The following is a 24,697-nucleotide window of genomic DNA, read 5'->3' as shown; positions in this document are numbered from 1 at the left end:
GCCCTGGACTAACGTGGGGGAAGGAGCATGAGCGCGGCCATGACCCCAAAGGCGGTCAGCACCAGCATCCAGTCAGTCCGCAGCAGCTGACGGCTGGCCGGATAACGCACAAAGAGGAAGGTTAGGAAAAGGACGGAAATAAAGGGGAGGGCCGGCAGGAAGACGCCCGTAAATTGGGCCAGCAGGACGGCAAGCAGCAGGGCGGCCGCCGGCAGCGGGAAGTAGAGAGCCGGTCGTTTTGTCTCACCAAGGGTGGCGAGGCCAGGTCCCAACAGATTGTCGTTATACTCGAACCGGGCGGACGCCAGGGCCAGAAAGGCGACTATGATCCAGTCGGATACGCCAAAGACCGGAAAGGCAGCCGTGCCGCCGGGGAGCGTCATCTTGATGAGCAGAAAGTCGCCGACAGGGGGCAGCCCCTCCCTCCCCTTCAGATAGAACTCCTCAATGCGACCGGCGATAAAGCGACTGGGGCCGCGGCTCACACTGAAAATATCGACCAGCGACATCACCAGGCAAACGGGGACCAATTCGGCCGGACGGCTCAAGGCGGTCGTCATCCAGCTCCCCACCACCATGGCCAGCAGCAGCAGGTTGGCCGTGCCGAACAGGTCGACAAAAACCGACGGTGACAGCACCAGCCAGCGACTGCCACCGTACAGAGCCAGGGCCACCAGGACGCAAAAGGCAATCAACGCCAGGCGCAAGCGAGGATGGGCCTTGAATATCCGGCTGAAAGTGCGGTGAAAGAGGGCCAAGGCCAGAGCGGCAAAGCCCAGATGCAACCCCAGGGTCAGCAGGGGGAGCAGCTCCCTGAGCATGGCGGGGGCCGGCAGGTGTTGCACACCCAGAGAAAATCCCACCCAGGCCAGGTAGAAGACGACCACCAGGCCGACGATCCGGCCGATATCCCGACCCGCGGAAGCGGGAGCGGCTGAAGTGCGGATTCGACGCATCAATCGGGAGAATTCTCAGACCTTGGTGGCCCGAACATGGGCCAGCACTTTTTCTGCCATCTGATTGGAGGCGTTGACGCAGTCGTTGAGCCCGACGCCGAAATAGGCGTTGCCCGTGAAGAACAATCCGGGACAAGCCTTGAGCCTTTCATCCAGAGCCAGCAATTTATTGGCGTGTCCCGCCACATACTGAGGGATGGCGCGACGGTGACGGAAGATGCGCACGAACTGCGGCTCGGCCTTGATCCCCATGATGGTGGCCAGGTCCTCCATCACCCGCGACTTAACCTCCGTTTCCGCCAGGTCAAAGGCGCCGGGATTGGTCGCGCCGCCCATCATGGATCGCAAAAGGACATGCCCCTCGGGGGCGCGGTTCGGAAAGATACTGGAATCCCACAGGGTTCCGAGAGTGTGGCGCCCTTCCTTGCGAGGGATGAGATAGCCAAAACCGTCCAGATCCCGGGCAATCTGCTCCCGCGCATAGCCGAAGCAGACCACGTTCATGGAGGCATAGGGGATCTCCTTGAGCGTCTGCGCTACCTCGGGCAGCGACTCTTCCAGCATGCCGGCCAGGGCGTAGGCGGGCGCGGCGCTGACCACCACCTCCGCCTCTTCGATAGAGCCGTCTTCCAGATGCAGCTCGAACCCCCCTTGCTTGGGCAGGACGCCGTTGACGCCCACCCCCGTGCGCAGTTCCCCGGTGACGGCCTCCTGCAGACGGTCCGTCAATTCCTGGATGCCGCCGACAAAGGACGTGAGGACTCCGCCGGGGCCAGCGGCACTGGCGACGACCTTGCCGGCCTTGCGCTCGGCCTTCTTCTTTTTGGCCAGCTTGACCATGGCCTTGATCAGGCCGCCGTATTCCTGCTCAAGTTGATGGATGCGGGGGAAACAGCTCTTGAGGCTCATGGTCTCTGGGTCGCCGGCAAAAATACCGGAAACCATGGGGGCGATAAGCTTGTCGAGAGCTTCCTCGCCCAGGCGGCGGCGGGCAAAATGCGCGAGGGTCTCATCCTCTTCACCCCGGTAGGCGGGAATCAGCGTCTCACAGGCGAGGCGCAGCTTGCCCGGCCAGGAGATCAGCGGGGATTTCAGGAAGGAAGGTCCGTTTTCGGGCAGACGGTGCAACTGCCCTTCCGAATAGATGAAGCGCTTGCGGGCATTGTCGTTGGAGCGGGCCAGCTGGCCGCGGATATTTAGCCGATCGCAGAGTTCAAGGGTCATGGGCTTGTTGTCGAGAAAGCCGTTGGGGCCCCATTCGCACAAATAGCCCTCTTCCTGGATACTGTGAATTTTGCCGCCGGTGCGCTCTTTCTTTTCAAAAATGACCGTCTGCAGGTCGAGGCCGGCCTCGCGGGCCAGGCGTTCAATGGCAAAAGCCGTGGACAGACCGGAAATACCGGCTCCGATAATGGCGACGCGCATCGTAGCTCCTTGGGTTGGAGGATGGAATGGATTCAAAGGACCTAGACCGACCTGGTCAAATAACCGGGAAGATGGGTATTTTCAACCCACACCCGCACGAAAAAACATAGAACAGCCCACCGGCGGGGTCAAGCGGAACCTGCACTCTCTGTCTCGGCGGACCGCCCGGCGTCACTTTCAGGCTCCATATAAAGCAAGGAATATGCCTTTACCCCTGCATTTTGACCGGCGCGCGCTTGACGCAGCGGGCCGGCGTAATTATAGTAAGTTCCGACACAGGCTCTACACAGGCAGGAGACCGCATGACCAAGAATTACTATGATGTGCTCGGCGTGGCCAAGGAGGCCTCGGCCGAAGAGATCAAGAAGGCCTACCGCAAGCTGGCCCTGAAATACCATCCCGACAAAAATCCGGGTGACAAGAAGGCGGAAGAGCGCTTCAAGGAAATCACCGAGGCCTACGCCGTGCTGTCGAATCCCGACAAAAAGAAGCAGTACGACCAGTTCGGCTCGACCGGCTTCCACCAGCGCTACAGCCAGGAAGACATTTACCGCGACTTCGATGTGGGGGATATCTTCCGCGAGTTCGGTTTCGGCACCGACGACATCTTCAGCCATCTGTTCGGCGGCGGCCGCAAAGCCCCCTTCACGGGCTCCACCCGCCGACAGGCGGTCAAGGGGCAGGACTACCTGATGTCCCTTACCATCCCCTTTCGCCAGGCGGTCCTCGGCGGCGAGCGCCGGGTTGACTACAAACAGGGCGATCAGGTGGAGCACCTGCAGGTCCGCATCCCCGCCGGGGTCGAGCCGGGCAAGAAGCTGCGTGTCGCCGGCAAGGGCGGCCCCAGCCCCATGGGAGGCCCGCCCGGCGATCTCTACCTGGAGATCAAGGTGGACCCGGACCCCACCCTTACCCGCGAGGGCCAGGACCTCTATGCCCGCATACAGGTGCCCTTCAGCGGCGCCTGCCTCGGCACCTCGGTGGAGGTTCCTACCCTGGAAGGCCCCAAACGTGTGAAGGTGCCCGCCGGCACCTCGGCCGGCAAGAAGATCCGCCTCAAGGGCTTCGGGGTGCCCGGCAGCGGCAAGCAGGAAAAAGGCGACCTCTACGCCATCGTCGAGGTGGACGTGCCGCAGAAACTTACCGACAGGCAGCGAAAACTACTGGAAGAGCTGCAAAAGAACGGACTATGAAAAAAGGGCCTCTCCACCGCGGGAGGCCCTTTTTGCGTGGGGCGCTGAAACGATTCTCAACCGTAGAACTCAGTGCAGTACATCATCCCCAGGGTGCCGCGATTGGCCAGGCACTGAGGGCAGAGCTGATCGGCATCGTCATAGAGCTCGCGGGCCATGTGCAGACCGGCCTGTTCACTGGGATTATCGAGCGGGGCCGCAGGGTCGAAGGTCTTGCCGCAGATGGCGCAGGTTTTCATGCCGGTTTCTCCAGAGAGTCGCGCACCAGGCCGGCCAGGGCCTGGATAAAATCGTCGTGGTCGTTTAAAGAGGGCACCCGCTGGAAGGAAGGGATGCCGGCCTTGTAGGCGTGTTCGGCATACTCGATGTCGATCTCGTGCAGGGTTTCGATGTGGTCAGAAACAAAGGAGATCGGCACCATGAGGACGGCCTTGTGCCCCTCCGCCGCCAAGGTGTCGATAACCTCGACGGTGTCCGGCTCCATCCACTTGACGGGACCGCTACGGCTCTGGAAGCCGAGATGCCAGGGCCGCTCACCCACCCGCTCCATCACTCCCTTGACCGTCGCCAGGATATGTTCGAGATAAGGATCGCCGCGGTCGATGAACTTCTGCGGCAGCGCGTGGGCCGAAAAGAGGATCTGCACTTCGTCCCGCCGCAGCTCATGGAACTGCTCCAGACCCTCCCGCACGCGCTGGGCCAGGGCGTCGAGGTAGCCGGGCCAGTCGTACCATTGGTCAATGACGGTAAACTGCAGGTCGGGATGATGCTCGCGGGCGGCGCGGCGAAAGTCGTTAATGCTGCTCCCTCCCGTCGCGCCGGTGTAATGGGGATACATGGAGAGCACCACAGCCCGTTCCACCCCATCGGCCCGCATCTGGCGCAGGGTCTCCTGGGCGAAAGGATGCCAGTAGCGCATGGCCACATAAGGCTTGAAGGAGGTGCCCAGAGCCCTGGCCACGCCCTCGGCCTGCCGCTGAGTCCACATGAGCAGGGGCGTTTTGCCGCCGATGGCGCGATAGTTCAGCCGAACCTTTTTGGCCCGAAAAAAAGAGATCAGCCGGGCGAAAGGACGCTGCAGCAAAGCCCCCAGCGGCAGGCGGATCAACTCCCGATCGGAAAAGAGGTTGTAGAGAAAGGGCTCTACCGCCTCCAGCGAGTCGGGCCCTCCCATGTTGAGCAGGACGATGCCGATCGGCTTGTCAGATTCCATGATGGCTATACCCGTGAGAAGTAAGGGGTGAGAATTTCTTCTCACCCCTTACGCGTTACTTCTGGCTGAGCCGGTGTACGCAGTCGACCATGAACTTGGCGTGCTCGGGATCGACCGTGGGCAGGATGCCGTGGCCGAGGTTGAAAATATGGCCCGGCCGGCCGGCATTTTCATCGAGAATGCGCTTGACCTCCGTCTCGATGTGCGCCTTGGGCGCGTAGAGGACGGTGGGATCAAGGTTCCCCTGTACGGCGATTTCGGCGCCGAGAATGTCCCGGGCCTTGCCGAGGCCGAGATGCCAGTCAAGCCCGACCACGTCAGAGCCGGCCTTCTTGACGCTGTCCAGCATGGTCCCCGATCCCTTGACAAAGTGGATGATGGGGATGTCCTGGCGGTTGAGGCCGTTGATGAGCTTGGTAGTGTACGGCAGGATGTACTTTTCGTAATCGAGGGGGGAGACAATGCCGCCCCAGGTGTCGAAGATCTGGATGGCCTGGGCCCCAGCAGCGATCTGGGCATTGAGGTACTGGCGGTCCATCTCGGTGACCTTGTCCATGAGCGCGGCATAGAGCTCGGGCGCCCCGTACATCATGCGCTTGATCTGGGCGAAGTCCTTGCTTCCCTTGCCTTCCACCATGTAGCAGGCCAGGGTGAAGGGCGCGCCGCCGAAACCGATGAGGGGCACGCGGCCTTCGAACTCGCGGCGCAGGATTTTGATGGTCTCCAGCACATAGGGGACGTCCTCTTCCATCACCGGGATGCGCAGGGCGTCGATGTCGGCCTTGGTGCGCACCGGATTTTCAAAGACCGGACCGGGGACGAAGTCGAGTTTGAGCCCCATGGGCTCCACCGGCGTCAGGATGTCGGAAAAGAGGATAGCGGCGTCGGCCCCCAGATAATCGATGGGCTGGATAGTGACCTCGGCGGCCAACTCCGGCGTCTTGCACAGTTCGAGGAAGGAGACCTTCTTGCGGACCTCCATGTACTGGGGAAGATAGCGACCGGCCTGACGCATGAGCCAGACGGGAGTGCGGTCAACGGGCTGGCCCCAGCAGGCCTTGATGAAATTGTATTCCGTGGTCATATCGCTTGGATCCTCCTATGGGATGTGTGATTCGTAGGGGCGTGATTCATCACGCCCTGGACGCCATGAATTGCGCCCCGACGTCATTATTTTGCCGCGTTCTCCGCCGCTTCCTTCTCCATGCGCTTGCGCGTGCGGTTGGGGATGTAGTTGCAGAAAGGCTCCTCGGCCATGTAGTCACCGTACACGGCATCGGCCCGGGCCCGGCAGCCGCCGCAGACGTTGATGAACTCGCACTCGCCGCACTTGCCCTGATACTTCTTGAAATCACGCAGATCGTTGAACACCTTGGAACTGAACCAGAGCTCCTTGAAGGGGATCTGCTTGACGTTGCCAACGGAGGAGTGGAAGTAGGAGCAGGGCTTGAGGTTGCCGAAGCAGTCGATAAGGCAGATAGTCTGGGCCGCGATGCAGCCCTTGCCGCCGCCGGTGGAAAAGGTCAGGCTGCGCCGCTGAAAGTCGACCCCTTCGGCCTTGGCCATCTGCGGCACGATGCGGTAGTAGTGCGGCGCGCAGGTGGGACGCATGAGGATGTCGTCCTCGTGCTTCTCCTGCTCGTAGTGCCAGGCGAGAATCTCCTCGTAGTCCTCCTTGGAGATGAGCTCGTTCATGATCTCCTCACCGCGGCCGGTGGGCACGATCATGAACATGTACCAGGCCGTCGCCCCCAGGCTCTTGGCCAGTTTGAAGGTGGCGGCGATGTCCTGCTGGTTGCGCTTGGTAAAGGAGGAATTGATGAGAAACTTGATGCCGTTGCGTTTGAGGGTCTCGGCGCCGCGGATCGTCCCCTCGAAGGCGCCGGGGCAGTTGCGGAAATCGTCGTGGATGGCCGCGGTGGAGCCGTCCAGCGAGAGGGAGACCATCTTGATGTCCGCCGCCTTCATCTGCCGGCAGACCTCGTCGGTGATGAGGGTGCCATTGGTGGCCATGCACATGCGCAGCCCCTTGTCGGTGCCGTAGCGGGCGATCTCGAAGATATCCTTGCGCATGAGAGGCTCGCCGCCGGAAAGTACCATAACCGGCTTGGACACCTCGCAGATGTCATCAATCAGCTTGAAGGCCTCTTCGGTGGTGAAATCCCCCTCGGAGGACTGCAGATCCGAAGAGCAGCGGCAATGTACACAGTTGAGATTGCAGCGCTGGGTGCTTTCCCAAGCGATCCACTTGGGGATAAACTCTTCCGTCTTGGCCATGCCGACTCCTTATCGGTTGTGCGGATTAAAAACTCCGCCAGATCTTACACCATATCCCTCAGCAATGACAAGCTCTTAGGATACAGGGTGCTGCCCCTTTTCAAAAAAGGAAAAGGCAGGATCGCTCCTGCCTTCTCATCATCTTGCTTTCACTCGATCTTTTCAGTGATTGACCGCCTGGGGTACCGCCTCCGGTTTCGCCAGGTCGAAGAGTTCGTCGAAGATGGCCTGCACCGTGGTGATGCGGTCGGCCTTCCAGGCGTTGGTGCCGCAAAAGACCAGACCCGTCTCGACGTCACCGCGCTGAGCCCGATCGAGGGCGTGGACGATACAGAAGCGCTCCTGGTCGGTCTTGTAGGCGCATTTCTTCAGGCAACCGGAAGGACAGCGCACATTCAGATCCACGTCCCGCTGGCGCACCTTGTCGATATTGGCCTTGATGGCCCGGCCGGGAAGTCCCGCCGGACTCATGATCAGTCCGATATCTTCCTGACGGCAGTTCAGATAGGCCTCTTTGAAGGCGTCGGAAGCGTCGCACTCTTCGGTGCAGACAAAACGGCTGGCCATCTGCACGCCGTCGGCGCCCTGCTCCAGGGCGTGGAGAAGATCCTGGCGGTCCCAGATACCGCCGGCGGCGATGATGGGGATATCCAGATTCCATTCCTCGCGGAAATAGGCTTTGACGCCGCGCACCGTCTCATACTGATCGTAGGTGCCGTCACCGATTTTTTCCAGCTTCTCTCCCAGGTGGCCACCGGCCGTGTCCGGATCTTCCACAACCACCGCGTCGGGAAGACGGTCATACCCCTTCTTCCATTTGCGGGCGATGAGCTCGGCCGCCTTGACGGACGAAACAATGGGGATCAGGGCCACGTCGGGATAATCGGTGGTGAGGCCGGGAAGGTTCAAGGGCAGGCCGGCGCCGCAGACGATGACCTTGGCGCCACCCTCGCAGGAAGCCCGCACCATTTCATCGAAATTGGTGACGGCGACCATGCAGTTGGTGCCGACGATGCCGTCGGGAGCCATGGCGTAGGCCTTGGCGATTTCATCCTTCAGCGCCAGCGGATCGGCGGTAAAATAGTTTTTGCCGTCGTAACGGCTGCTGTTCAAGGCCATGCCGGCGGCAGCAACCAGGCCGATGCCGCCGCTGCGGGCCACGGCTCCAGCCAGACGGCCGGCGGAAACGCGCACTCCCATTCCACCCTGAATAACGGGGAAGCGGGCCGTATGTTTACCAATGGTCAAAGGCTTTGTCATGGTCAATCTCCTTGGCTGCAGCCATCGCTGGCGGTTTCTGAACTGAAAACAGCCTAGCAGAAGATGACCAAGGCGATTGTAATAGTTATGTAAAACCTTTGTGACATAGGTCTTGTTCACCGCCTCGCGAAATGATAAAGATGGCTCATGAAGCTCTTTCGACGCGTTATCAATCCGCTCTTCGCCTTTGTCGCCGTCCAGCTGATCTGGGTGATCATCGTCATCTCCTGGGTTTCCTGGTTCATGGGCAGCCACCGGCGCCTGCGCGCCCTGGCCGAACAATACAGCCCCGACCTGCTGCAAAAGGGCTGGGACTGGCTCATCCTGATCGAAGGGCTGCTGCTGCTCGGAGCCATTCTGGCCGGGGTCTACGTCATCTTTCTCTACTGGCGCCGCCAGGTTTCCCTCTATCGGGCCCAGCACCAGTTCATCGCCCAGGTGACCCACGAACTCAAATCTCCCATCGCCTCCATCCAGCTGCATCTGGAAACCATCCGCCGCCGCCAGCCCGACCCGGAGCAGATGGACACCTTTCTCGACACCATGCTGGCCGACACCGACCGGCTGAACACCCTGGTGAACAATCTTTTATCCGCCAACCGCCTGGAACAGCGGGGACTCAAGCTTAACCTGACCCCCTGCAACCTGTCGGAACTGGTCACGAATTACTTCCGTCCCCAACAATACGCCCTGCCCAAGGCCGGCACCATGGCCCTCGACATCGCGCCCGAAATCCATGTGCGCGCCGACACCGACTGGCTCAAGGCCGTCTTTCGCAATCTACTGGAGAATGCCCTGCTCTACAGCAATGGTCCCCCTGTCCTCACACTGTCCCTTAAAGCCGAAGGAGGGCAGGCTCACCTGACCTTCGCCGATCAGGGGCGGGGCCTGGAGAAAAAGGAGCTGAAGAAAGTCTTTCGCATGTTTTACCGGGTCAAGCCCAGCGGGGAGACGATCCGGGGGAGCGGCCTGGGCCTCTTCATCATCCGGGCTGTGATTCTGCTGCATCGCGGCAAGGTCTGGATCGAAAGTGAGGGATTAAACCGGGGAGTCACCGTGCACATCACCCTCCCCCTGATTTCGCCGGGCAAGGAGAACGAATGATGCCCCAAGCCCGCATTCTGCTGGTGGAAGACGAACCGAGCCTTGCCCGAGGGCTCCTCTTCAACCTCGAAGCCGAAGGCTATGTGGTCACTCACGCCGATAGCGGCGAGAAGGCCCTGGAGGCCTTTAACCGGGACCCCTTCTCCCTGCTGGTGCTCGATCTCTCCCTGCCGGGGATCGACGGCCTGGAGGTGTGCCGGCAGATCCGTGAAAAGAGCCCGCGCCTGCCCATCCTCATCCTCACCGCCCGCTCCCAGGAGCGGGATCGCGTCAAAGGACTCGCCGCCGGGGCCGACGATTACCTGACCAAGCCTTTCAGTCTGGACGAATTCCTATTGCGGATCAAGGGGATGCTGCGGCGTTCAGGATGGTACAAGGAAGAGTTGCCGCCGAGCGATTTCTACGCCTTTGGCGGCAATGAAGTGAATCTGCGGGAACAGACGGCCACCACCCCCCGTGGGGAGGTCAGCCTGACCGAGCTGGAAATCAAGATGCTGCGCATCTTTTTCGATCGCGAAGGAGAAATTCTCAGCCGCGCCGAACTGCTGAAGCTGGTGTGGGGCATGGCGCCGGATACGGAGACCCGCACGCTGGACAACTTCATCGTCCGCCTGCGCCGCTACTTCGAACCGGACCCGGCCAACCCCGTTCACTTTCTCACCGTGCGCGGCCGCGGCTACCGCTTCGTCGCCCAGCCCTGACAACAAAGGGGAGCCGATTGGGCTCCCCTTTTTAATGCCTCAGGGTTTGAAGTCCTGCAACAGTTCGTCGCGGAAGGCGTCGATGCCCATTTCGTCGATGAACTTGCCGAGGCGGCACTTGCGATCCTTGGCCTTGAACCACTGGATGATGTGATCGACCACGGCCAAAGCCTCTTCGTCGGTAGGCACATGCTCGAGCAGCTTGTAGGAGAGACGCGCCTGCCCGCCCCCGTTGCCGCCGACCATCACGTTCCAGCCCTTGGGCGTGCCGATAAGGGCAACATCCTTGATGCACCCTTCGGCGCAGTCGTTGATGCAGCCGGAGACCCCCATCTTGAACTTCCAGGGGAGCTGCAGCCCGTGGTACTTCTCATCCATCTCCAGCCCCACGGTCACGGAATCCTGCTGGCCGCGCTTGCAGAAGGTGGTGCCGGGGCAGATCTTGACGCTGCGCACGCAGAGCCCAATGGCGGCACCGGGCTTCTCCCCCAGCTCCTCCCAGATCTCATCCAGCTTCTCTTCGGGCAGCCCGACAATGGCGATGCGCTGGGCACTCGTCAGCTTCAGCGCCTGAGCTCCGTATTTCTCCGCCACATCGGCGATCTTGCGCAGGGTCGCCGGATTGGTAATGCCGCCGGGAATATGCGGAGCCACCGCATAAGTCTCCTTGTCGCGCTGAATAATGGCCCCTTTTTCCTGGATATCCTTTTTCATAAAAACTCCCCCTGTCAGATAATAGCATCTGTGAAAATTGTATTTATAAACACGCTTTTTTAACGTCAAGTCAGGCATTTGTCAACCCCGACACGTTGTCAGGGGTCCTCAGTATCCTGACAAAAAGCTGGATTGACAGCCCCCACGGCCCACCGCAGGAGGCGCCTTACTTAATTACCTTCCACCTTTGCTCTGGCTAGCCCCTTTCAAGCAAACGTCCCGGCACTGTCTCCAGCCTGACGCCAAACTGCTCTGCGCCAAAAAACCTGCCGATGCGCTCATGCCTTCTGATCACGTTGACCCTTTTTTCATCCAAAGAACCGGTCAGACATGTCGGCCAGAAGGGTTCCCGCTAGTTCGAACCGCCGCTGGGGAAATTGGCCTTTCCGTGTTTGACAGACGCCTTGTGACTGATACAAACAAACATAGATGAGCCACATGAAAGGCCATTCAATAACTATCGATGAAAGGAGTTGTTGTAGTGAACATGGAGATACGTGACATTCGACGCTGGCATAGGCGCATGGGCATTCTCCTCGCACCCTTCCTTTTTCTTCAGGGACTTAGCGGTCTGATTCTGACCTATGGAGTTTTTACTCAAGTGGCTTCAACCCTTGCCGAAAACTCACCGGAGGCGGTGCAAACCGCATGGAGTCTGATTATAGCTAAAATGCATCACGGGCCTGGCCTATTCGGATGGATCTACCACTCTCTCATTGGTATAGGCCTGCTCTGGATGACCCTCAGCGGGGCTTGGATCTGGTGGGATCTCCGTCGCAGAAAAAAGGTAAGTCTGAATAAATGAGCGCAAAAATGGATGGCGGAGAAGCGGGCGGACATGACCGGCAAACTTCTGGAAACTCCCACGACACCTTGCCTAGTAGGATGTCCCCAGAACACCCCCCATATTGACTTTAGTGGAGGCCGTGATAGGGTTCCATCATCATTCCTGTTCCACAAAGAGCGAGAAAAAAACATGCTTTTTGGCCTGTTTTTATTGTTCACTCTTCCGAGAGACGACTTTTATCCTAGGAGCCCCGGTGATCATGAATCCAAATAACATCCTCTCCCACCACCGCCTTTGCCTGTGGCGTGCCGTGAGCGGGGGCCTCTTCCTGTTCCTGCTTCTGGGCTGCCAGGAATCCTCTGGGCCTGAAGCAAGAGGCGAAAAAACGGCCGCGCAACAGTTTGCCACGTGGTGTTCCCCCTGCCACGGTGAACGAGGCAAGGGCGGGTGGGCCTCCAAAGGCCCGTCCCTGCAAGGACCAGACTTCATTTACGGTGGCGACCCCGACTCCCTGCGCACGAGCATCCGCGAAGGTCGTCCAAACGGGATGCCCGCTTTTGGCGAGCGGTTCTCCCCTGCCCAGATCGATGAACTGACCACATATCTGAAGTCCCTTCAGACCACCAGCAGTTGACGCCTGATCAGCCCCTTGTCCACCCCTGCCTGAGGACATTTGTCCTGGATTCCCTGGGTCATGCAAAAAGCTTGATTACTAGATCAGGGCCTACGAGGGGTTATTGCACTACGGAAGGCGCATCAACCGTTCACTTCGCCAGATACGAACAATGCGGAGACTTTGTGGGTCGCGGCGGTAAACGATTCGGAACGGGGGATGAATCAGCTCTCGGAGTCTGGATTGGTTGAACTCAGGAACCATTCTACCTCTGTCTGGATGCGATGATAGGTCTTCAATGAAGGCGATGACCTCGTGCACGACACGATCTCCGACATCCGGGACCTGTTGCTCCACCTAATACTCGCGGATTTCTTCCAAATCCCTGACCGCTGATTCGGCAAATATAACCTGCAGAACCTTGGACATGGCGCTTACAGGCCCAACCGTTTTTTTGCCGTATCAAGGTCGACCTGACGATTGTTGTCCAAATCGTCAAGACCATCGACAACTGCCCGCATAAAAGCCTTTTCCTCCTCTGCCAACTCGAAATCCTCCAGCGATTGCACAACGGCAACACCCCGGCCTCGACTGGTCAATAGAATTGGTCGATGGGACTCCCTGGTTCGGCGGATAACCTTTCCAAGATTCACCTTTACATCTGCCAGTGGGACTATATCTTCTGAAAACTTGATGGCCATGACCACACCTCCTTTTGACCACTTAATAGCACCTAAGTAATGGTACGCCAAGAACACCCAAGATGCTCGAAGAATGGAGAATTATGAAAAATAGGGGATGACCCTCATTTCCGTTCATGGAATGTGCAAGAAAGGCAACCAGGAGCAAGTCCAAGTGGTCGCCATTGCACACTTAATGATCGCCTTGAGTTGCTCTATCAATAACACGCCCCTTTCGTCTTGGCATTAATGTGATAGGCCTGACCATCCCGCTGGGGTGGGATATTGCCCATGGGCCGGGACCGGGGTAAAGGGGGGCAGCAAGCCGTTCAGAAATCTCCCCACCGGATTTGGGGTTGCAACCTCACAGGGATTCCTTATAATCAACACGCTGTTTTATTCTTTTTTTGACAGACATCTTTCCCAAAGGAGGCAGGGATTATGAAAGCAGTTCAACTCGACGGTTTTGGTGGTGTGGAGGTCTTGCGTGTGGGTGAGGCAGAGCGGCCGGTGCCCGGTGAAAACCAGGTTCTGATCAAGGTGATGGCCACTTCCATCAACCGGCCCGACCTGGTGCAGCGTGAGGGCAAGTATCCGCCCCCTCCCGGCGATTCGGAGATTCTCGGTCTGGAAGTGGCCGGCGTGGTGGCCGAAGTGGGGCCCAAGGTCAGCCAGTGGAAAGCGGGCGACCGGGTCATGAGCCTGGTGGGCGGCGGCGGCTACGCCGAATACGCGGTGGCCTACGCCAACCACCTGATGCCCATCCCCGAGAGCATGAGCTTTGCCGAGGCAGCCTGCGTGTGCGAGTCGTACATCACCGCCTTTCTCAACGTCTTCATGATCGGCGATCTGCAGGACGGCCAGACCGCCATCCTGCATGGCGGCGGCGGTGGCGTCAACACGGCGGCGCTGCAGCTGGCCAAAGCGCTGACCCCCAACGCCAAGCTCATCGTCACGGCCCACCCCAGCAAGATGGAGCGGGTGAAAGAGCTCGGCGCCGACTTGGTCATCGACTACACCCAGACCCCCGACTTCACCGAGGTGGTCAAGGAGTTCACCCACAAGAAGGGGGTCGATGTCATCCTCGATCATGTTGGGGCCAAGTACCTCGCCCCCAACATGAACTCCCTCGGCTACAAGGGCCGGCTGGTCATTATCGGCGTCATCAGCGGCATCAAGGCGGAACTCAATCTCGCCCTCATGATGGTCAAGCGTCAGCAGATCATTGGCAGCGTGCTGCGTTCGCGCCCCGTTTCGGAAAAAGGCGACATCGTGGCCGAATTCACCCGTCGGGCCCTGCCCAAATTCGCCGATCGCAGCATTGTGCCCATCATCGAAAAGACCTTCTCCATCGATGACGTGGTGGAAGCTCACCGCATGATGGATGAAGACCGTCACTTCGGCAAAATCGTGCTGCAGATCGCCGCCGAGTAAGAAGGTTTGTCTCGGGCGCCGCCAGCTGGGGGCGCCCGAGTTCCCGATTTTCAGAAACCGCGAGAAAGGGCAGAGGATGGAAGGGTCGCGAAGCAATATCGTGCTCATCGGCATGCCCGGCGCGGGCAAGAGCACCGTCGGCGTGGTGGTGGCCAAGCTGCTGGCCATGGACTTTGTCGATACGGATGTGCTGATTCAGGCGCGAGAAAAGAGGACGCTGCAGGCCATCATTCGGGCCGAGGGCTTGAGCGCCCTGAAACAGGTGGAAGAACAGACCCTGCTCGAGCTGGCGGCCGAACAGACCGTCATCGCCACCGGCGGCTCGGCGGTCTACAGCGACGCGGCCATGGCGGCCCTGAAGCGCCGGGGGATCGCCGTGTTCCTTGATGTCCCCCTCCCCGAACTGGTCGAGCGCCTCAACGACCTGGACGCCCGCGGCGTCGTTATGGAGCCGGGAGAATCCCTGAACGACCTCTACCGCAAAAGACTCCCCCTCTACCGGCGCCATGCCGACCTGCGCCTCGACTGCGGCGGCAAGAGCGCCGGCCAGGTTGCCTTGGAGACGGTGGCGGCGGTCCGACCGCTGCTGGCGCCATCAGTCTCATAGACCGGGGGGCGTCATATCCTTCGGCAAGAGCACCCAGAGGCGACCCTGCTGCTTCATGCGTCCGGCGTAGGCGCCGGCGTCATCCCCCATCCCCCAGAAAAAATCAGCCCGCACCGCTCCCTTGATGGCGCCGCCCGTATCCTGAGCCACCATGAGGCGCTGCAAAGGCAAATCACTGCTAGGCCAGGTCGTCTGCAGAAAGACCGGTGCGCCGAGCGGAATGGTACGCGGGTCAACGGCCAGGCTGAGCCCCGCCGTCAGGGGAATCCCCATGGCCCCCGGCGGGCTCTGCACGTCGGTCAGCTCGCGAAAGAAGATGTAGCTGGGGTTCTCGCCGAGGAGACTGTTGACCTGATCGGGATTCTGGCGGGCCCAGGCGGCGATGTTCTGCATGGACATCTGGTCGCGGGTCATCGCCCCCCGCTCCAGCAGGAGCTTGCCGATGGAACGATAGGGATGGCCGTTCTGGTCGCCGTAATTCACCATGACCGGGTCCTCGCCTTCGAGCACGATACGGCCGGACCCCTGGATATGCAGGAAAAAGAGTTCGACGGGATCTTCCACCCAGAAGATTTCCTGACCGGCCAGGGGCTGCTTGCCACTATCGATTTCCTCCCGCGTCCAGTAGGGAACCACCCGGCGCCCCTCCACCCGGCCCCGCAGGCGGTAATTGCCCAGTTCGGGGTAGATGGCGCTCAGATCGACCACCAGCAGGTCATCGGGCACGGCGTAGAGGGGATAGCGGAAACGGGCGGTCTGCTGGCGGCTCCCCCGCAGATCGGGCGCGTAGTATCCCGTGATCATGCCCGTATCGCTGCCGTCGGCATTGCGCACCTGATAGGCCTGAAAACGCGTCTCGAAAAAGAGACGGGCGGCGGCCTGGTCATAGGGATTAAGTTCTGCCGCCTCGCGGCAGACCTCCTGCCAGCCGTCCCGCCAGCGCAGGCTTCGGCAGCTTTTCATAAACACTTCCAGGGCGGGCGACATGGCGTCCTGTTCCCAGCCATCGACCGCATTCCAGTCCACGGGGGCCAGGGGAGGAACAGGGACCGGCACCGGTGGCGCCTCCTCCGGTGCCTCCTCCACGGGAAGCTCGACCCTGGGGGGCGGCGCACAGGCAAATAGGCTCCCCAGCAACAGGCAGGCCGCCAGGCCCGCCAGGCGGCGACGAAAATTCCTCATCATGGCACCCCTTCCTGATCTGTTCCGATCCTTCTTATTCATTTCGACAACCTTTTCTTGGCAGGAATGTACCATAAGCTTTTTTCCAGTCGTGGTCAAACGCCCACGACATCAGGAAAACCGTGACCAGAAGGGGTCTGTCATGCTATAAAAACAGGCACTCTTCGGCATGATTTTTCAATCACATCTGACCTGCATAAAAAGGAGTCGGCATGAAAACACAACGGGTGACCACCGGATTCAAGGGACTGGATGAAATTCTCGACGATCTGCGCATCGGTGACAACGTGGTGTGGAAGGTCGACGATATCGACGATTACCGCCAGTTTGTCACCCCTTACGTGGAAGCGGCCAGAAAAAAGGGGCGGCGCATTATCTATATGCGCTTCGGCCAGCACCCTCCGCTGGTCCCGCCCGGTGACGACGTCATGATTCACGAGCTCGATGCCCGGCGGGGTTTCGAGCCCTTTGCCAGCCGCATTCACGCCATCATCACCGCAGAAGGGATCGGGGCGTTCTATGTCTTTGACTGTCTCTCAGACCTGCTGTCGGCCTGGGCTACCGACCACATGATCGGCAACTTTTTCCAGGTGACCTGCCCCTACCTCTTTGAACTCGACACCGTCGCCTACTTCGCCCTCATCCGCGACCGCCACTCGCTGCAGACCATCGCCCGCATCCGCGAGACGACCCAGGTTCTGCTCGATGTCTACAATTTCGACGGCCGCATCCATATTCATCCCCTCAAGGTGTGGGAACGCCACTCCCCCACCATGTTTCTGCCGCACCGGCTGGACGGGGAGCGCTTCATGCCTCTGGCCAACAGCTATGAGGCCACCAATATGCTGTCGCGCCTGGCCGACCCCGACGGCAGCAGCGCCACCCGCCAACTGGACCACTGGCATCGTCTCTTCCTCCAGGCCGAAGAATGCGCGCGCCAGCCGGACGCTCACGAGGAACAGGCCAAAATGGTCGACCATCTCTGCCACCACCTCATCGGCCGAGAGGATCGCATGCTGTCCCTGGCCCGGCGCACCTTTTCTCTGCAGGACCTGCTCCACATCAAAAAGCGCCTGATCGGCACCGGCTTCATCGGCGGCAAAACCGTCGGCATGCTGCTGGCCCGCGACATTCTCCGCCGGGACACGGAGTTCGACTGGTCCGATGTCCTCGAATCCCACGATTCCTTTTTCGTCGGCAGCAACGTCTACTACTCCTACATCGTCCATAACGGCTGGTGGAAGCTCTACATGGAGCAGAAAACCGAAGAAGGCTACTTCAGCGCCGCCGAGGAGCTGCGCCAGAAGATGCTGCACGGCAAGCTGCCCGAGTATGTGCGGGAAAGTCTGCGCAAGATGCTGGAATACTACGGCCAGTATCCCATCATCGTCCGCTCCAGCTCCCTGCTCGAAGATGGCTTCGGCAACGCCTTCGCCGGCAAGTACGACAGTTTTTTCTGCGTCAATCAGGGCACCCCGGAACAGCGCTACGAAAAACTCGAAGAAGCCATCCGCCAGATCTTCGCCAGCGCCATGAGCGAGGACGCCCTGAGCTACCGCAAGCAGCGGGGCCTCGACCATCTCGACGAGCAGATGGCCCTGCTGATCCAACGTGTCTCCGGCTCCTACCACCGGCACTTCTATTACCCCGAACTGGCCGGGGTCGGCGTCTCCTACAACACCTTCGTGTGGGACAAGGGGATGGACCCGCAGGCCGGCATGCTGCGGCTCGTGCTCGGCCTCGGTACCCGGGCCGTGGATCGGGTGGAGGGAGACTATCCCCGCATTGTCGCCCTCGACTCCCCCCTCAAGCGCCCCCACGCCGGTTTTGAGGACACCCGCAAGTTCTCCCAGCGGGATGTCGATCTGCTCAACGTCAACGACAACAGTCTGCAAACGGTCAATCTGGCCGCCCTGCTGCGGGAGAACCCCGACCTGACCATCCAGCGCTACGGTGTGCGGGACGAGGAGACCATGAAAAGATTGGCCGAGCGGGGCCGTAAGGGGGAAGAATACTGGCTGCTGACCTTCGACCGGCTGCTGGCAGACGGCGACTTCACCCCCATGATGCAGCGCCTGCTAAAAACCCTGGAGAAGGCCTACGACTACCCCGTCGACGCTGAATTTACGGTCAACTTCACGCCGGAAGGGACGCCGAAAATCAATGTGGTGCAATGCCGACCGCTGCAGACCAAGGGGCAGGAGCTTAAGGTGGAGATCCCCGAGAGCATTCCGGCCGAGCGGATCTTCATCCAGAGCGAGGGGAACTTCATGGGGGGCAATCTCTCCCAGAAGATCACCCGCGTCATCTCCGTCGATGCGGAGGAATACTCCCGGCTCGCCCTGACGGAAAAATACGACGTCGCCCGCCTGATCGGCCGCCTCAACAAACGCATCAACGACCGCTTCGAGAGCCCCACCCTGCTGCTGGGTCCGGGGCGCTGGGGCACCTCCACGCCGGCCCTCGGAGTCCCGGTGAAATTTTCCGAGATCAATAACTTTGCAGTGCTGGGCGAAGTCGCCTTCAGCAGCGGCGGGCTCATGCCCGAGCTTTCCTTCGGCTCCCACTTCTTCCAGGACCTGGTGGAAACGGATATCTTCTACCTGGCCATTTTTCCCGAAAACAAAACCTGTACCTTCGACCGGGCCTGGCTTGACGCCCAGCCCAACAGCCTGGAAGCCCTCATGCCGGCCAGCAGCAAATATCGCCGGGTCGTCCGCGTCTGCCAGCTTCCCGGCGACGGCCTGCACCTGCTGGCCGACGTGGTTTCGCAAAAACTCCTCTGCTACCGCTGAGCCTGGCCCCACGAGAAAAGGCCCGGTGCTCCGGGCCTTTTCTTATGCATCAATATTTACCGCCACCCTTCGGGCCGGGACCCATCGGCCCCATCCCCTTGCCATGGGGCATCGGGCCGGCGGGGAGTTCCACCCCCTGCTGCTTCGCCCTTTCCCGCATTTTCTCGTGATGCTCCTGACGGTAACGGTTGCGCTCCTCCTCCGTGGTCAGGGTGCGCATTTTTTCCCGATGCTGCAGACGCTCTTCTTCTGTCATCAGCTCCCAGCCATAAACCTGCTCACGAGCCTGCTCCTGTGTCTGCATCTGCTCCTGTGTCTGCATCTGCTCCTGTGTCTGCATCTGTTCCTGCGTCTGCATCTGTTCCTGCGTCTGCATCTGCTCCTGCGCTAAAACGGCGGAACCTGGAACCAGGATCGCCGCCGCCAGCACCGCTCCCACAATAGACCGACGTTTCATCTTCGCCTCCCTCTTGTTCATTTGTTTTCCCCCACGGGGAATCCGTGGTTAGTTTCATACTAGCACCGCCGGACGAGAGTGCAAATATTCCACCTCTGCAGATCTTATTGCAGCATGAAGGTCTCGTACTCCAGCCGTTCGAGATCCCGATCGAGCAGTACCATGCCGACGCTGACGGCGATGACGAGAGAGAGGGCGAAACCATAGCCGTAAAAGAAGGGGCCGAGTTGAATGGAGAGCCAGGACAGCAGACCGTTAAGCACCATGAAAAGGCCGGTGAGCAGCAGCACCCGGTTACGGCGGTCAAGGTAAAAGAAGACATTGAGCAGCCCCAAAAACACCACCTGGAAGCCGGTAGCCACCACCTGGATCTGCAGCAGGGGCAAATGAATCCGGGAGATCCCGGCCCATTGCAGCAACGTGCCGCCAGCCACTACCACCAGCAGAATGACGATCCCCTGGATTTTCATGATGTCATAGATGCCGTCGCGGGTGATACGGACCATCTCATCCTTCATTTCGTGGATGTAGCCCAGGGAGCCTCCTTCGCGAACGGCATCGTAAAAATGGTCGTAGTATTCGACAAAATCGGTCTCGATGCGCATAAGGAAAACCGCCATCCCGGGGATGATGGCGAGATAGGCGATGAAGACGGGCAGGTCATAGATGGGCGAACCGCGCAACAGGCCAACCACCGACTCGCTGGTCCAGGGATGGTACCAGAAGACGATTTTGTCGATCCAGATGCCGATGTTGTAAAAAAAGCCGGTAAAGACCAGGGAAAGATACATGCGACCGGAGCGCAGGAAATCGAATTGAATGAAATGCCGGGAAGGATATCCCTGATAGACGACGTAGAGCATCCCCTTGAACAGGGCAAACTGGCCGACAAGAAATGCCAGCAGCAACCCTTCCAGATCCCAGTAACGAAGGCCCCAGGCCAAAACCAGGGCGATTCCGTACCCCAGCAGGAAGTTGAACAGGATGGCCTTGTAGGCCTTGAGCCCCGACAGCAGGATCGTGCCGATCCAGACGTTGCACACCGTCACAAAACTGGCCACGATGAGCAGGCGCAGCAGCAGGCTCAATCCCGGAAAGATGAAGATGACCAGGGGAATGGCCAGAGCAGCGGCGGTGATATTCACCAGCAGCAGCAGGCCGTTGAGGTTGGGCAGCAGCAGCCCGTGTTCTTTTTTGAAAATACGGTCGGCGCAATAGCGGGTAAAGGACAGCTGCACCAAGCCGCTGAGAATGAGGCTGGCCGCGATGATCGTCGTCAGAATGGTCTGAAACTGACGGACCAGGTCAGGGGGGATCACCACCGGCACGGAAAAGACGCCAATGATCAGCACCGCCACGATGGACAGAACCCAGGGGCCGGAACTGATGACGCCGGCATAGGCATAGGCCATCATCAGTCCGGAGAAGGTATCCCGGCGCAGGAGTTTGCGCAGTTCGAACCCTATGCCTGCCATGGTGCCAGTCCTTCCTCGTAAAGTTGCCGATATTCGGTGAACATCCTCTCCTGAGTGTAGAAACGCTCCACCCTGGCCACGGCCGCTGCCTGCGCCCTCTGCCAGGCGCCCGGATCGCACAGCAGCCCCAGGCAGGCCTCGGCCACGGCTTGGGGATTGTTGATGGGGACCACCGCTCCGGCGTGTCCCAGGGCTTCGTCCTCCACGCCCAATCCTTCCACCAACTGGCGACAGGAGCCGACATCGGTAGCCACCAGCGGGATGCCGGCAGCATAGCCCTCCAGAGCCACCAGGGGCAAGCCCTCGCTGATGGAGGTCAAGGCCAGCAGGCCGATCTGGGGGAAAAGCTCTCGCGGGTCCATGAATCCCTTAAAATGAACCCGGTCGTCCACCGCGAGGCTCTCGGCCAAGCGGCGGCACTCCTCCACATAGTGGGGCGCCTCGTCCGTCGGTCCGACAATCCACCCCTGCACCTCGGGAAGGCGGGCAGACAAAATGCGGAGGCTTCGAATGAAGGTCTTGACGTCCTTGATGGGCACAACGCGACCGAGCAGAGCGATGATGGGCGGCGGGGCCATGGGCCGCAGTCGGCGCAAGGGAGAAAAGTGCGACAGCTCGATACCGTTGGGGATCACCCGGGTGCGCTCTGCCGTCGCGCCATCGGCAATCTCCCGCTGGCGTGCCCCTTCAAAGAGAGAGATCGTCGTGCCGGCCGCATCGTAGCAGAATCGGCCCAGTGTCTCGAAAAAGCGGATCCACAGCTCCCGGTAGTAACTGACCTCGGTCAGGTCTTTCTGCAGGGGGTTGCGGCGATCCAGAATCCACTCGTTGTGCAGAATGTCGATGCGCCGCTCCTTGGTATAGATGCCATGCTCCGACAGCAGCAGTTTGCGCCCGGTCGCATGATGGAGAAGGGCACCAAGAAAACCGGCATAACCCGTGGAGACCGTGTGGTAAAGGCGGGCTGGAATCAAATTGGCGGCGATCTCCGCCAGTTGCCATACGGGCATGTGCATATTGCGGACGGTCCAGAAATAATCGACAAAGGAAGGGTCGGTGCAGCGTGTCCGATACTTTTCGGCGATAAAATCCCAGGATCTTTCCGCATGGAGAAACTGGAAGAAATCGACGCCGTGCCGAGAATCGCGATAAAAGGCCAGGTTTTTCATCCCCTCCGGCAGGGAGCCTTGTTGAGGGTTGAGAAACCACTCGTGCAGTTCTCGAATAACCTCGAAACCCTGAGCATCTCCACGACAGGGTGTGACAACGGGCTTAAGCTTGTCACCGTGGAGATAATGCTCTTCAAGGTGGATCAGGTTGTCCGGCAGTTCGTATTTGAAATCTTCGTAATCTTCCCGCCGGCTGCCAAGGAAGACCGCACCGAAGCGCCATTGTGGGAATCCGCGTATCATCTGGTTCACCCAACTGGAGACGCCGCCGCTGACGAAGGGAAAGGTCCCCTCCAACAGCAGCATGATGTCGACCTCGGCGGCCCTGGGAAATCTTACTCTTGCCACGATGAATCCCCCCAAAACTGCGCAACGGGCCCGATTCCGGGCTTGTGTCTCAATGACGGCTCCTGCCGCAGATACTCCGACAGGGCCTGAAAATCACGCCGAGAGTAAGCTATTTCGGCCAGATAAGGCAGCGTTCGGGCCGGAAGTGCACCAAGAGCCAACGCTTTCCGGATCATCTTCTCAGCCTCTTCAACCTGACCCCGCCGCAGGTAAATGCGGCCGATCAGCAGACTCATGGCTGGTTCCTCCCCCCCCAGTTCACAGGCCTGGCGGGCGTACTGCAACGACTGCTCGACGAAAAAATTCTGCAATTCAGCCTGGGCAAGGTCATTGTAGACCATCTCCCAGTAGGAGAGGGCCAGAGTGCGGCAGACTTCCGCCTTTTGCAGCGGATTCGTCGCCGTCCTCAGCTTCCCGAGGTTATCGCTGATGGTCTGACTGATGACTTTTTCCTGCCGGTCAAAAAGATTGAAGGCCAGCAGGCGGATCTCGTCATCCGTATCCCCGGTCGCAAGACGAAGCAGCTGGTTGATTTTCCGGCCGCCTACCGCACTCACGGCCAGCAGGGCCTTTAACCGCTGAGGGCGTGGTAAATCGAGGGTGCGCAGTCGGGACCAGGCTCCTCCCTCTCCCATGCCCTGCGCGATGAGAGAGCCTTCCTGCAAGAAGGGTGGAAGTTTCAGACTGTGATACTCAGGTCGATTGGCCGCCTTGCGGGTCACCCGGAAATAAATCATATCCCCGACAAGCCCCAGCCCGCCCAAGACCGGGATAAAGAAGGAAATCGTGAAAAAAAGCAGCAGAACCCAACTGCGCCGCCTGACAAAACGGTGGGGCATAACCGCCAGCAGCAGAGCGGAAAGCAGCAGGGAGGCGATCAGGTGAGCGGCAACAAAGAGCCAAAGCTGTATTTCAGGAGGATAGGGGCTGAAGAGCGCCAGCACTGCCGCCGCTTGACTCAACAGGGCATAGAGGAGCAGATGGCTCCAGCTCATACCTTGACCTCCTCGAGAAGATCCTCCAATTGCGTGAGCGGTTCGGCGTCGGCGATAATGACGGAATGGAAAGACGCTGGTTCGTCCTGCAGGGAAAACCGAAATCGCCGTACCAGGATTTCACTGATCCGGGTCCGGTACCCCTCGGCGGCGCCCATTCCCGCAAAGGGCATGAGGGTAATGAACTGGACTCCTGCGGGGGTATGGCGCTGCCAGGTGTGATCCAGTCCCCGCTGCTGATCCTTGAGCACCGTGCAGATATTTTCAAGCTGAGGCATCGTGGGAATGGATACTCTGACCAAAGTACTGGGCACCCCCAATTCACGGTGCAGGCGCACCATCTTGAGTAGTTCGGCCGCGAAGGGCCCGGAACAATCCGGGTAAACATCGAGTATGGGTTTGGCTGCGCTTACAGCTTCGGCATGATCAGCTACGTAAGCAATCAGCACGGCGAGAACCTGAAGAGTTTCCCGGTGCAGTTCCATAAAAGGCATCTCGGTAACCGTCAGCATGCCGTAGAGGTTACCTGAACTACTGCGTACAGGTGCGGTGACCAGGTAGTGACTGCGCTCTTCACGGCGAAGGCGGTTCGCAGCCTGGTAGGCCATATTACCCGATTCCATGGCGGCCTTGAGTAATTGGTCGTCCTCCACGAAAAGTCCCCCTCGGCCGCAAAAAGCCAGGGGTTCAGCCGTGACCTTTTCGTTGACCACTTCGTGAATAGCGGCACTTTCGAGCGAACAGTAGGTAGACAAAATGCCCAGAAGCTCAGTAGCCGTTTCCCGTTGTAGGCCACCGCCTGTTCGGCTCAGCAACTGCCGCAGGTCCATCATGGCCTGACGCAAGGTGACCGGCTTGCTGATCAGGTTCTGCTCCAGTCGATCATGGGATTGACGCACCATAAAATAAGCGCGGGAAAGCTGCTCAAAGCGCTCCTCGGCGTGGCTGGCCACCTGTTTGGCCCGCCGCAGCCTCTGGTTCCAGACGGTACTGAACTGGGCGCTCACCAGGGTCAACAGAGCTCCGCCAGCTATGGGAAGTAACGGAAAGTCGCCAGCGACATGCCCAGCCCAGCGTGCAAGCAGCCAAGCCGCTGCCAACAGGACTATCGACATCATCGCCGGCGCCATGCCGTAGCGCAGAGCCACCAGAAGAGGAGCGAACCAGAGCCAGGGGAAGTCCGCCTGAAAAAAGAAGGGATCCTGCGGACGGAGAAAAAACCCCAGCCCCAGAACGACGAGCACGATGACCAGGCTCTCCACCCAGGCCGAAGCCGTCAACTGTGAACCCCGTTCGGGAAACCAGCGCATAG

23 protein-coding genes are annotated in these 24,697 nt (G+C 59.7%); 7 read left to right on the top strand and 16 right to left on the bottom strand.

What is annotated here, in order from left to right:
* Positions 1-8 precede the first annotated feature (8 nt).
* Together MJO47_RS06850 and hemG are read right to left on the bottom strand one after the other, a co-directional pair.
* Positions 9-959 (bottom strand): hypothetical protein, encoded by a 951-nt coding sequence (locus tag MJO47_RS06850; RefSeq protein ID WP_253960370.1) that lies wholly within the window; start codon positions 957-959, stop codon positions 9-11.
* A gap of 12 nt (positions 960-971) precedes the next feature.
* Positions 972-2,381 (bottom strand): protoporphyrinogen oxidase, encoded by a 1,410-nt coding sequence (hemG, locus tag MJO47_RS06845; RefSeq protein WP_253960369.1) that lies wholly within the window; start codon positions 2,379-2,381, stop codon positions 972-974.
* A gap of 302 nt (positions 2,382-2,683) precedes the next feature.
* On the opposite strand from hemG, the gene MJO47_RS06840 reads away from it, so the two are divergent.
* On the top strand, positions 2,684-3,574 hold the full coding sequence (locus MJO47_RS06840) for a DnaJ C-terminal domain-containing protein (RefSeq protein ID WP_253960368.1): 891 nt from the start codon (positions 2,684-2,686) through the stop codon (positions 3,572-3,574).
* 56 nt (positions 3,575-3,630) lie between these two features.
* On the opposite strand, the gene MJO47_RS06835 is transcribed toward MJO47_RS06840, so the two are convergent.
* The 5 genes from MJO47_RS06835 to MJO47_RS06815 form a co-directional block, all read right to left on the bottom strand.
* Positions 3,631-3,813, bottom strand: coding sequence for a hypothetical protein (locus MJO47_RS06835; protein ID WP_253960367.1), 183 nt, complete (start codon positions 3,811-3,813; stop codon positions 3,631-3,633).
* Positions 3,810-4,787 (bottom strand): ferrochelatase, encoded by a 978-nt coding sequence (gene hemH, locus MJO47_RS06830; RefSeq protein WP_253960366.1) that lies wholly within the window; start codon positions 4,785-4,787, stop codon positions 3,810-3,812. The genes MJO47_RS06835 and hemH overlap by 4 nt, the downstream gene beginning before the upstream one ends.
* A gap of 55 nt (positions 4,788-4,842) precedes the next feature.
* Positions 4,843-5,871: a uroporphyrinogen decarboxylase gene (gene hemE, locus MJO47_RS06825; RefSeq protein WP_253960365.1), complete on the bottom strand. Its 1,029-nt coding sequence runs from the start codon at positions 5,869-5,871 to the stop codon at positions 4,843-4,845.
* Positions 5,872-5,957: 86 nt separating this feature from the next.
* Positions 5,958-7,064, bottom strand: a complete 1,107-nt coding sequence (locus tag MJO47_RS06820; RefSeq protein ID WP_253960364.1) for a radical SAM/SPASM domain-containing protein — start codon at positions 7,062-7,064, stop codon at positions 5,958-5,960.
* A gap of 162 nt (positions 7,065-7,226) precedes the next feature.
* Positions 7,227-8,324 (bottom strand): nitronate monooxygenase family protein, encoded by a 1,098-nt coding sequence (locus MJO47_RS06815; protein WP_253960363.1) that lies wholly within the window; start codon positions 8,322-8,324, stop codon positions 7,227-7,229.
* Positions 8,325-8,471: 147 nt separating this feature from the next.
* On the opposite strand from MJO47_RS06815, the gene MJO47_RS06810 reads away from it, so the two are divergent.
* Positions 8,472-9,428 (top strand): sensor histidine kinase KdpD, encoded by a 957-nt coding sequence (locus MJO47_RS06810; protein WP_253960362.1) that lies wholly within the window; start codon positions 8,472-8,474, stop codon positions 9,426-9,428.
* Positions 9,428-10,129, top strand: coding sequence for a response regulator transcription factor (locus tag MJO47_RS06805; RefSeq protein ID WP_371926650.1), 702 nt, complete (start codon positions 9,428-9,430; stop codon positions 10,127-10,129). The genes MJO47_RS06810 and MJO47_RS06805 overlap by 1 nt, the downstream gene beginning before the upstream one ends.
* A 39-nt stretch (positions 10,130-10,168) precedes the next feature.
* Here the strand turns inward: MJO47_RS06805 and MJO47_RS06800 are convergent, their stop codons facing one another.
* Complete coding sequence (locus MJO47_RS06800; protein ID WP_253960360.1) at positions 10,169-10,843, bottom strand: NAD(P)/FAD-dependent oxidoreductase; 675 nt, start codon at positions 10,841-10,843, stop codon at positions 10,169-10,171.
* Between the two features lie 1,046 nt (positions 10,844-11,889).
* Between MJO47_RS06800 and MJO47_RS06795 the strand changes: the two genes are divergently transcribed.
* Entirely contained in the window at positions 11,890-12,264 is a 375-nt protein-coding gene (locus MJO47_RS06795; RefSeq protein ID WP_253960359.1) for a c-type cytochrome, read from the top strand.
* Positions 12,265-12,372: 108 nt separating this feature from the next.
* On the opposite strand, the gene MJO47_RS15615 is transcribed toward MJO47_RS06795, so the two are convergent.
* Positions 12,373-12,600 carry a type II toxin-antitoxin system RelE/ParE family toxin gene (locus MJO47_RS15615; protein WP_371926635.1) on the bottom strand — a complete coding sequence of 76 codons (228 nt, stop codon included), beginning with the start codon at positions 12,598-12,600 and terminating at the stop codon, positions 12,373-12,375.
* Between the two features lie 77 nt (positions 12,601-12,677).
* Entirely contained in the window at positions 12,678-12,944 is a 267-nt protein-coding gene (locus MJO47_RS06785; protein ID WP_253960357.1) for a type II toxin-antitoxin system Phd/YefM family antitoxin, read from the bottom strand.
* A 420-nt stretch (positions 12,945-13,364) separates the two neighbouring features.
* Here MJO47_RS06785 and MJO47_RS06780 point away from each other — a divergent pair, with 420 nt between their 5' ends.
* Together MJO47_RS06780 and MJO47_RS06775 are read left to right on the top strand one after the other, a co-directional pair.
* Positions 13,365-14,357: an NAD(P)H-quinone oxidoreductase gene (locus MJO47_RS06780; RefSeq protein ID WP_253960356.1), complete on the top strand. Its 993-nt coding sequence runs from the start codon at positions 13,365-13,367 to the stop codon at positions 14,355-14,357.
* A 76-nt stretch (positions 14,358-14,433) separates the two neighbouring features.
* The gene (locus MJO47_RS06775; protein WP_253960355.1) at positions 14,434-14,964 is read left to right on the top strand and encodes a shikimate kinase; all 531 of its coding nucleotides are present in this window, start codon (positions 14,434-14,436) and stop codon (positions 14,962-14,964) included.
* Here the strand turns inward: MJO47_RS06775 and MJO47_RS06770 are convergent.
* Positions 14,959-16,149 (bottom strand): murein transglycosylase A, encoded by a 1,191-nt coding sequence (locus MJO47_RS06770; RefSeq protein WP_253960354.1) that lies wholly within the window; start codon positions 16,147-16,149, stop codon positions 14,959-14,961. The two genes, MJO47_RS06775 and MJO47_RS06770, sit on opposite strands and share 6 nt — an antisense overlap.
* A 209-nt stretch (positions 16,150-16,358) precedes the next feature.
* On the opposite strand from MJO47_RS06770, the gene MJO47_RS06765 reads away from it, so the two are divergent.
* Positions 16,359-18,941 carry a PEP/pyruvate-binding domain-containing protein gene (locus MJO47_RS06765; RefSeq protein ID WP_253960353.1) on the top strand — a complete coding sequence of 861 codons (2,583 nt, stop codon included), beginning with the start codon at positions 16,359-16,361 and terminating at the stop codon, positions 18,939-18,941.
* A 49-nt stretch (positions 18,942-18,990) separates the two neighbouring features.
* Here the strand turns inward: MJO47_RS06765 and MJO47_RS06760 are convergent, their stop codons facing one another.
* The 5 genes from MJO47_RS06760 to MJO47_RS06740 all read right to left on the bottom strand — a co-directional run bounded on the left by MJO47_RS06760 (position 18,991) and on the right by MJO47_RS06740 (position 24,695).
* On the bottom strand, positions 18,991-19,398 hold the full coding sequence (locus tag MJO47_RS06760) for a hypothetical protein (protein WP_253960352.1): 408 nt from the start codon (positions 19,396-19,398) through the stop codon (positions 18,991-18,993).
* Positions 19,399-19,502: 104 nt separating this feature from the next.
* Positions 19,503-20,873: an exopolysaccharide Pel transporter PelG gene (gene pelG, locus MJO47_RS06755; RefSeq protein ID WP_253960351.1), complete on the bottom strand. Its 1,371-nt coding sequence runs from the start codon at positions 20,871-20,873 to the stop codon at positions 19,503-19,505.
* Positions 20,861-22,390, bottom strand: coding sequence for a GT4 family glycosyltransferase PelF (gene pelF, locus MJO47_RS06750; RefSeq protein ID WP_253960350.1), 1,530 nt, complete (start codon positions 22,388-22,390; stop codon positions 20,861-20,863). Before pelF ends, pelG begins: the two co-directional genes overlap by 13 nt.
* On the bottom strand, positions 22,378-23,385 hold the full coding sequence (locus MJO47_RS06745; RefSeq protein WP_253960349.1) for a lipopolysaccharide assembly protein LapB: 1,008 nt from the start codon (positions 23,383-23,385) through the stop codon (positions 22,378-22,380). The genes pelF and MJO47_RS06745 overlap by 13 nt, the downstream gene beginning before the upstream one ends.
* Positions 23,382-24,695 (bottom strand): PelD GGDEF domain-containing protein, encoded by a 1,314-nt coding sequence (locus tag MJO47_RS06740; RefSeq protein WP_253960348.1) that lies wholly within the window; start codon positions 24,693-24,695, stop codon positions 23,382-23,384. The genes MJO47_RS06745 and MJO47_RS06740 overlap by 4 nt, the downstream gene beginning before the upstream one ends.
* Between the last annotated feature and the right edge of the window lie 2 nt (positions 24,696-24,697).

The organism is Desulfuromonas sp. KJ2020, assembly GCF_024197615.1.
GTDB lineage: Bacteria > Desulfobacterota > Desulfuromonadia > Desulfuromonadales > SZUA-540 > SZUA-540.
The sequence above is the reverse complement of the archived record's forward strand: the minus strand, read 5'-3'. Positions and strand labels throughout refer to the sequence as shown.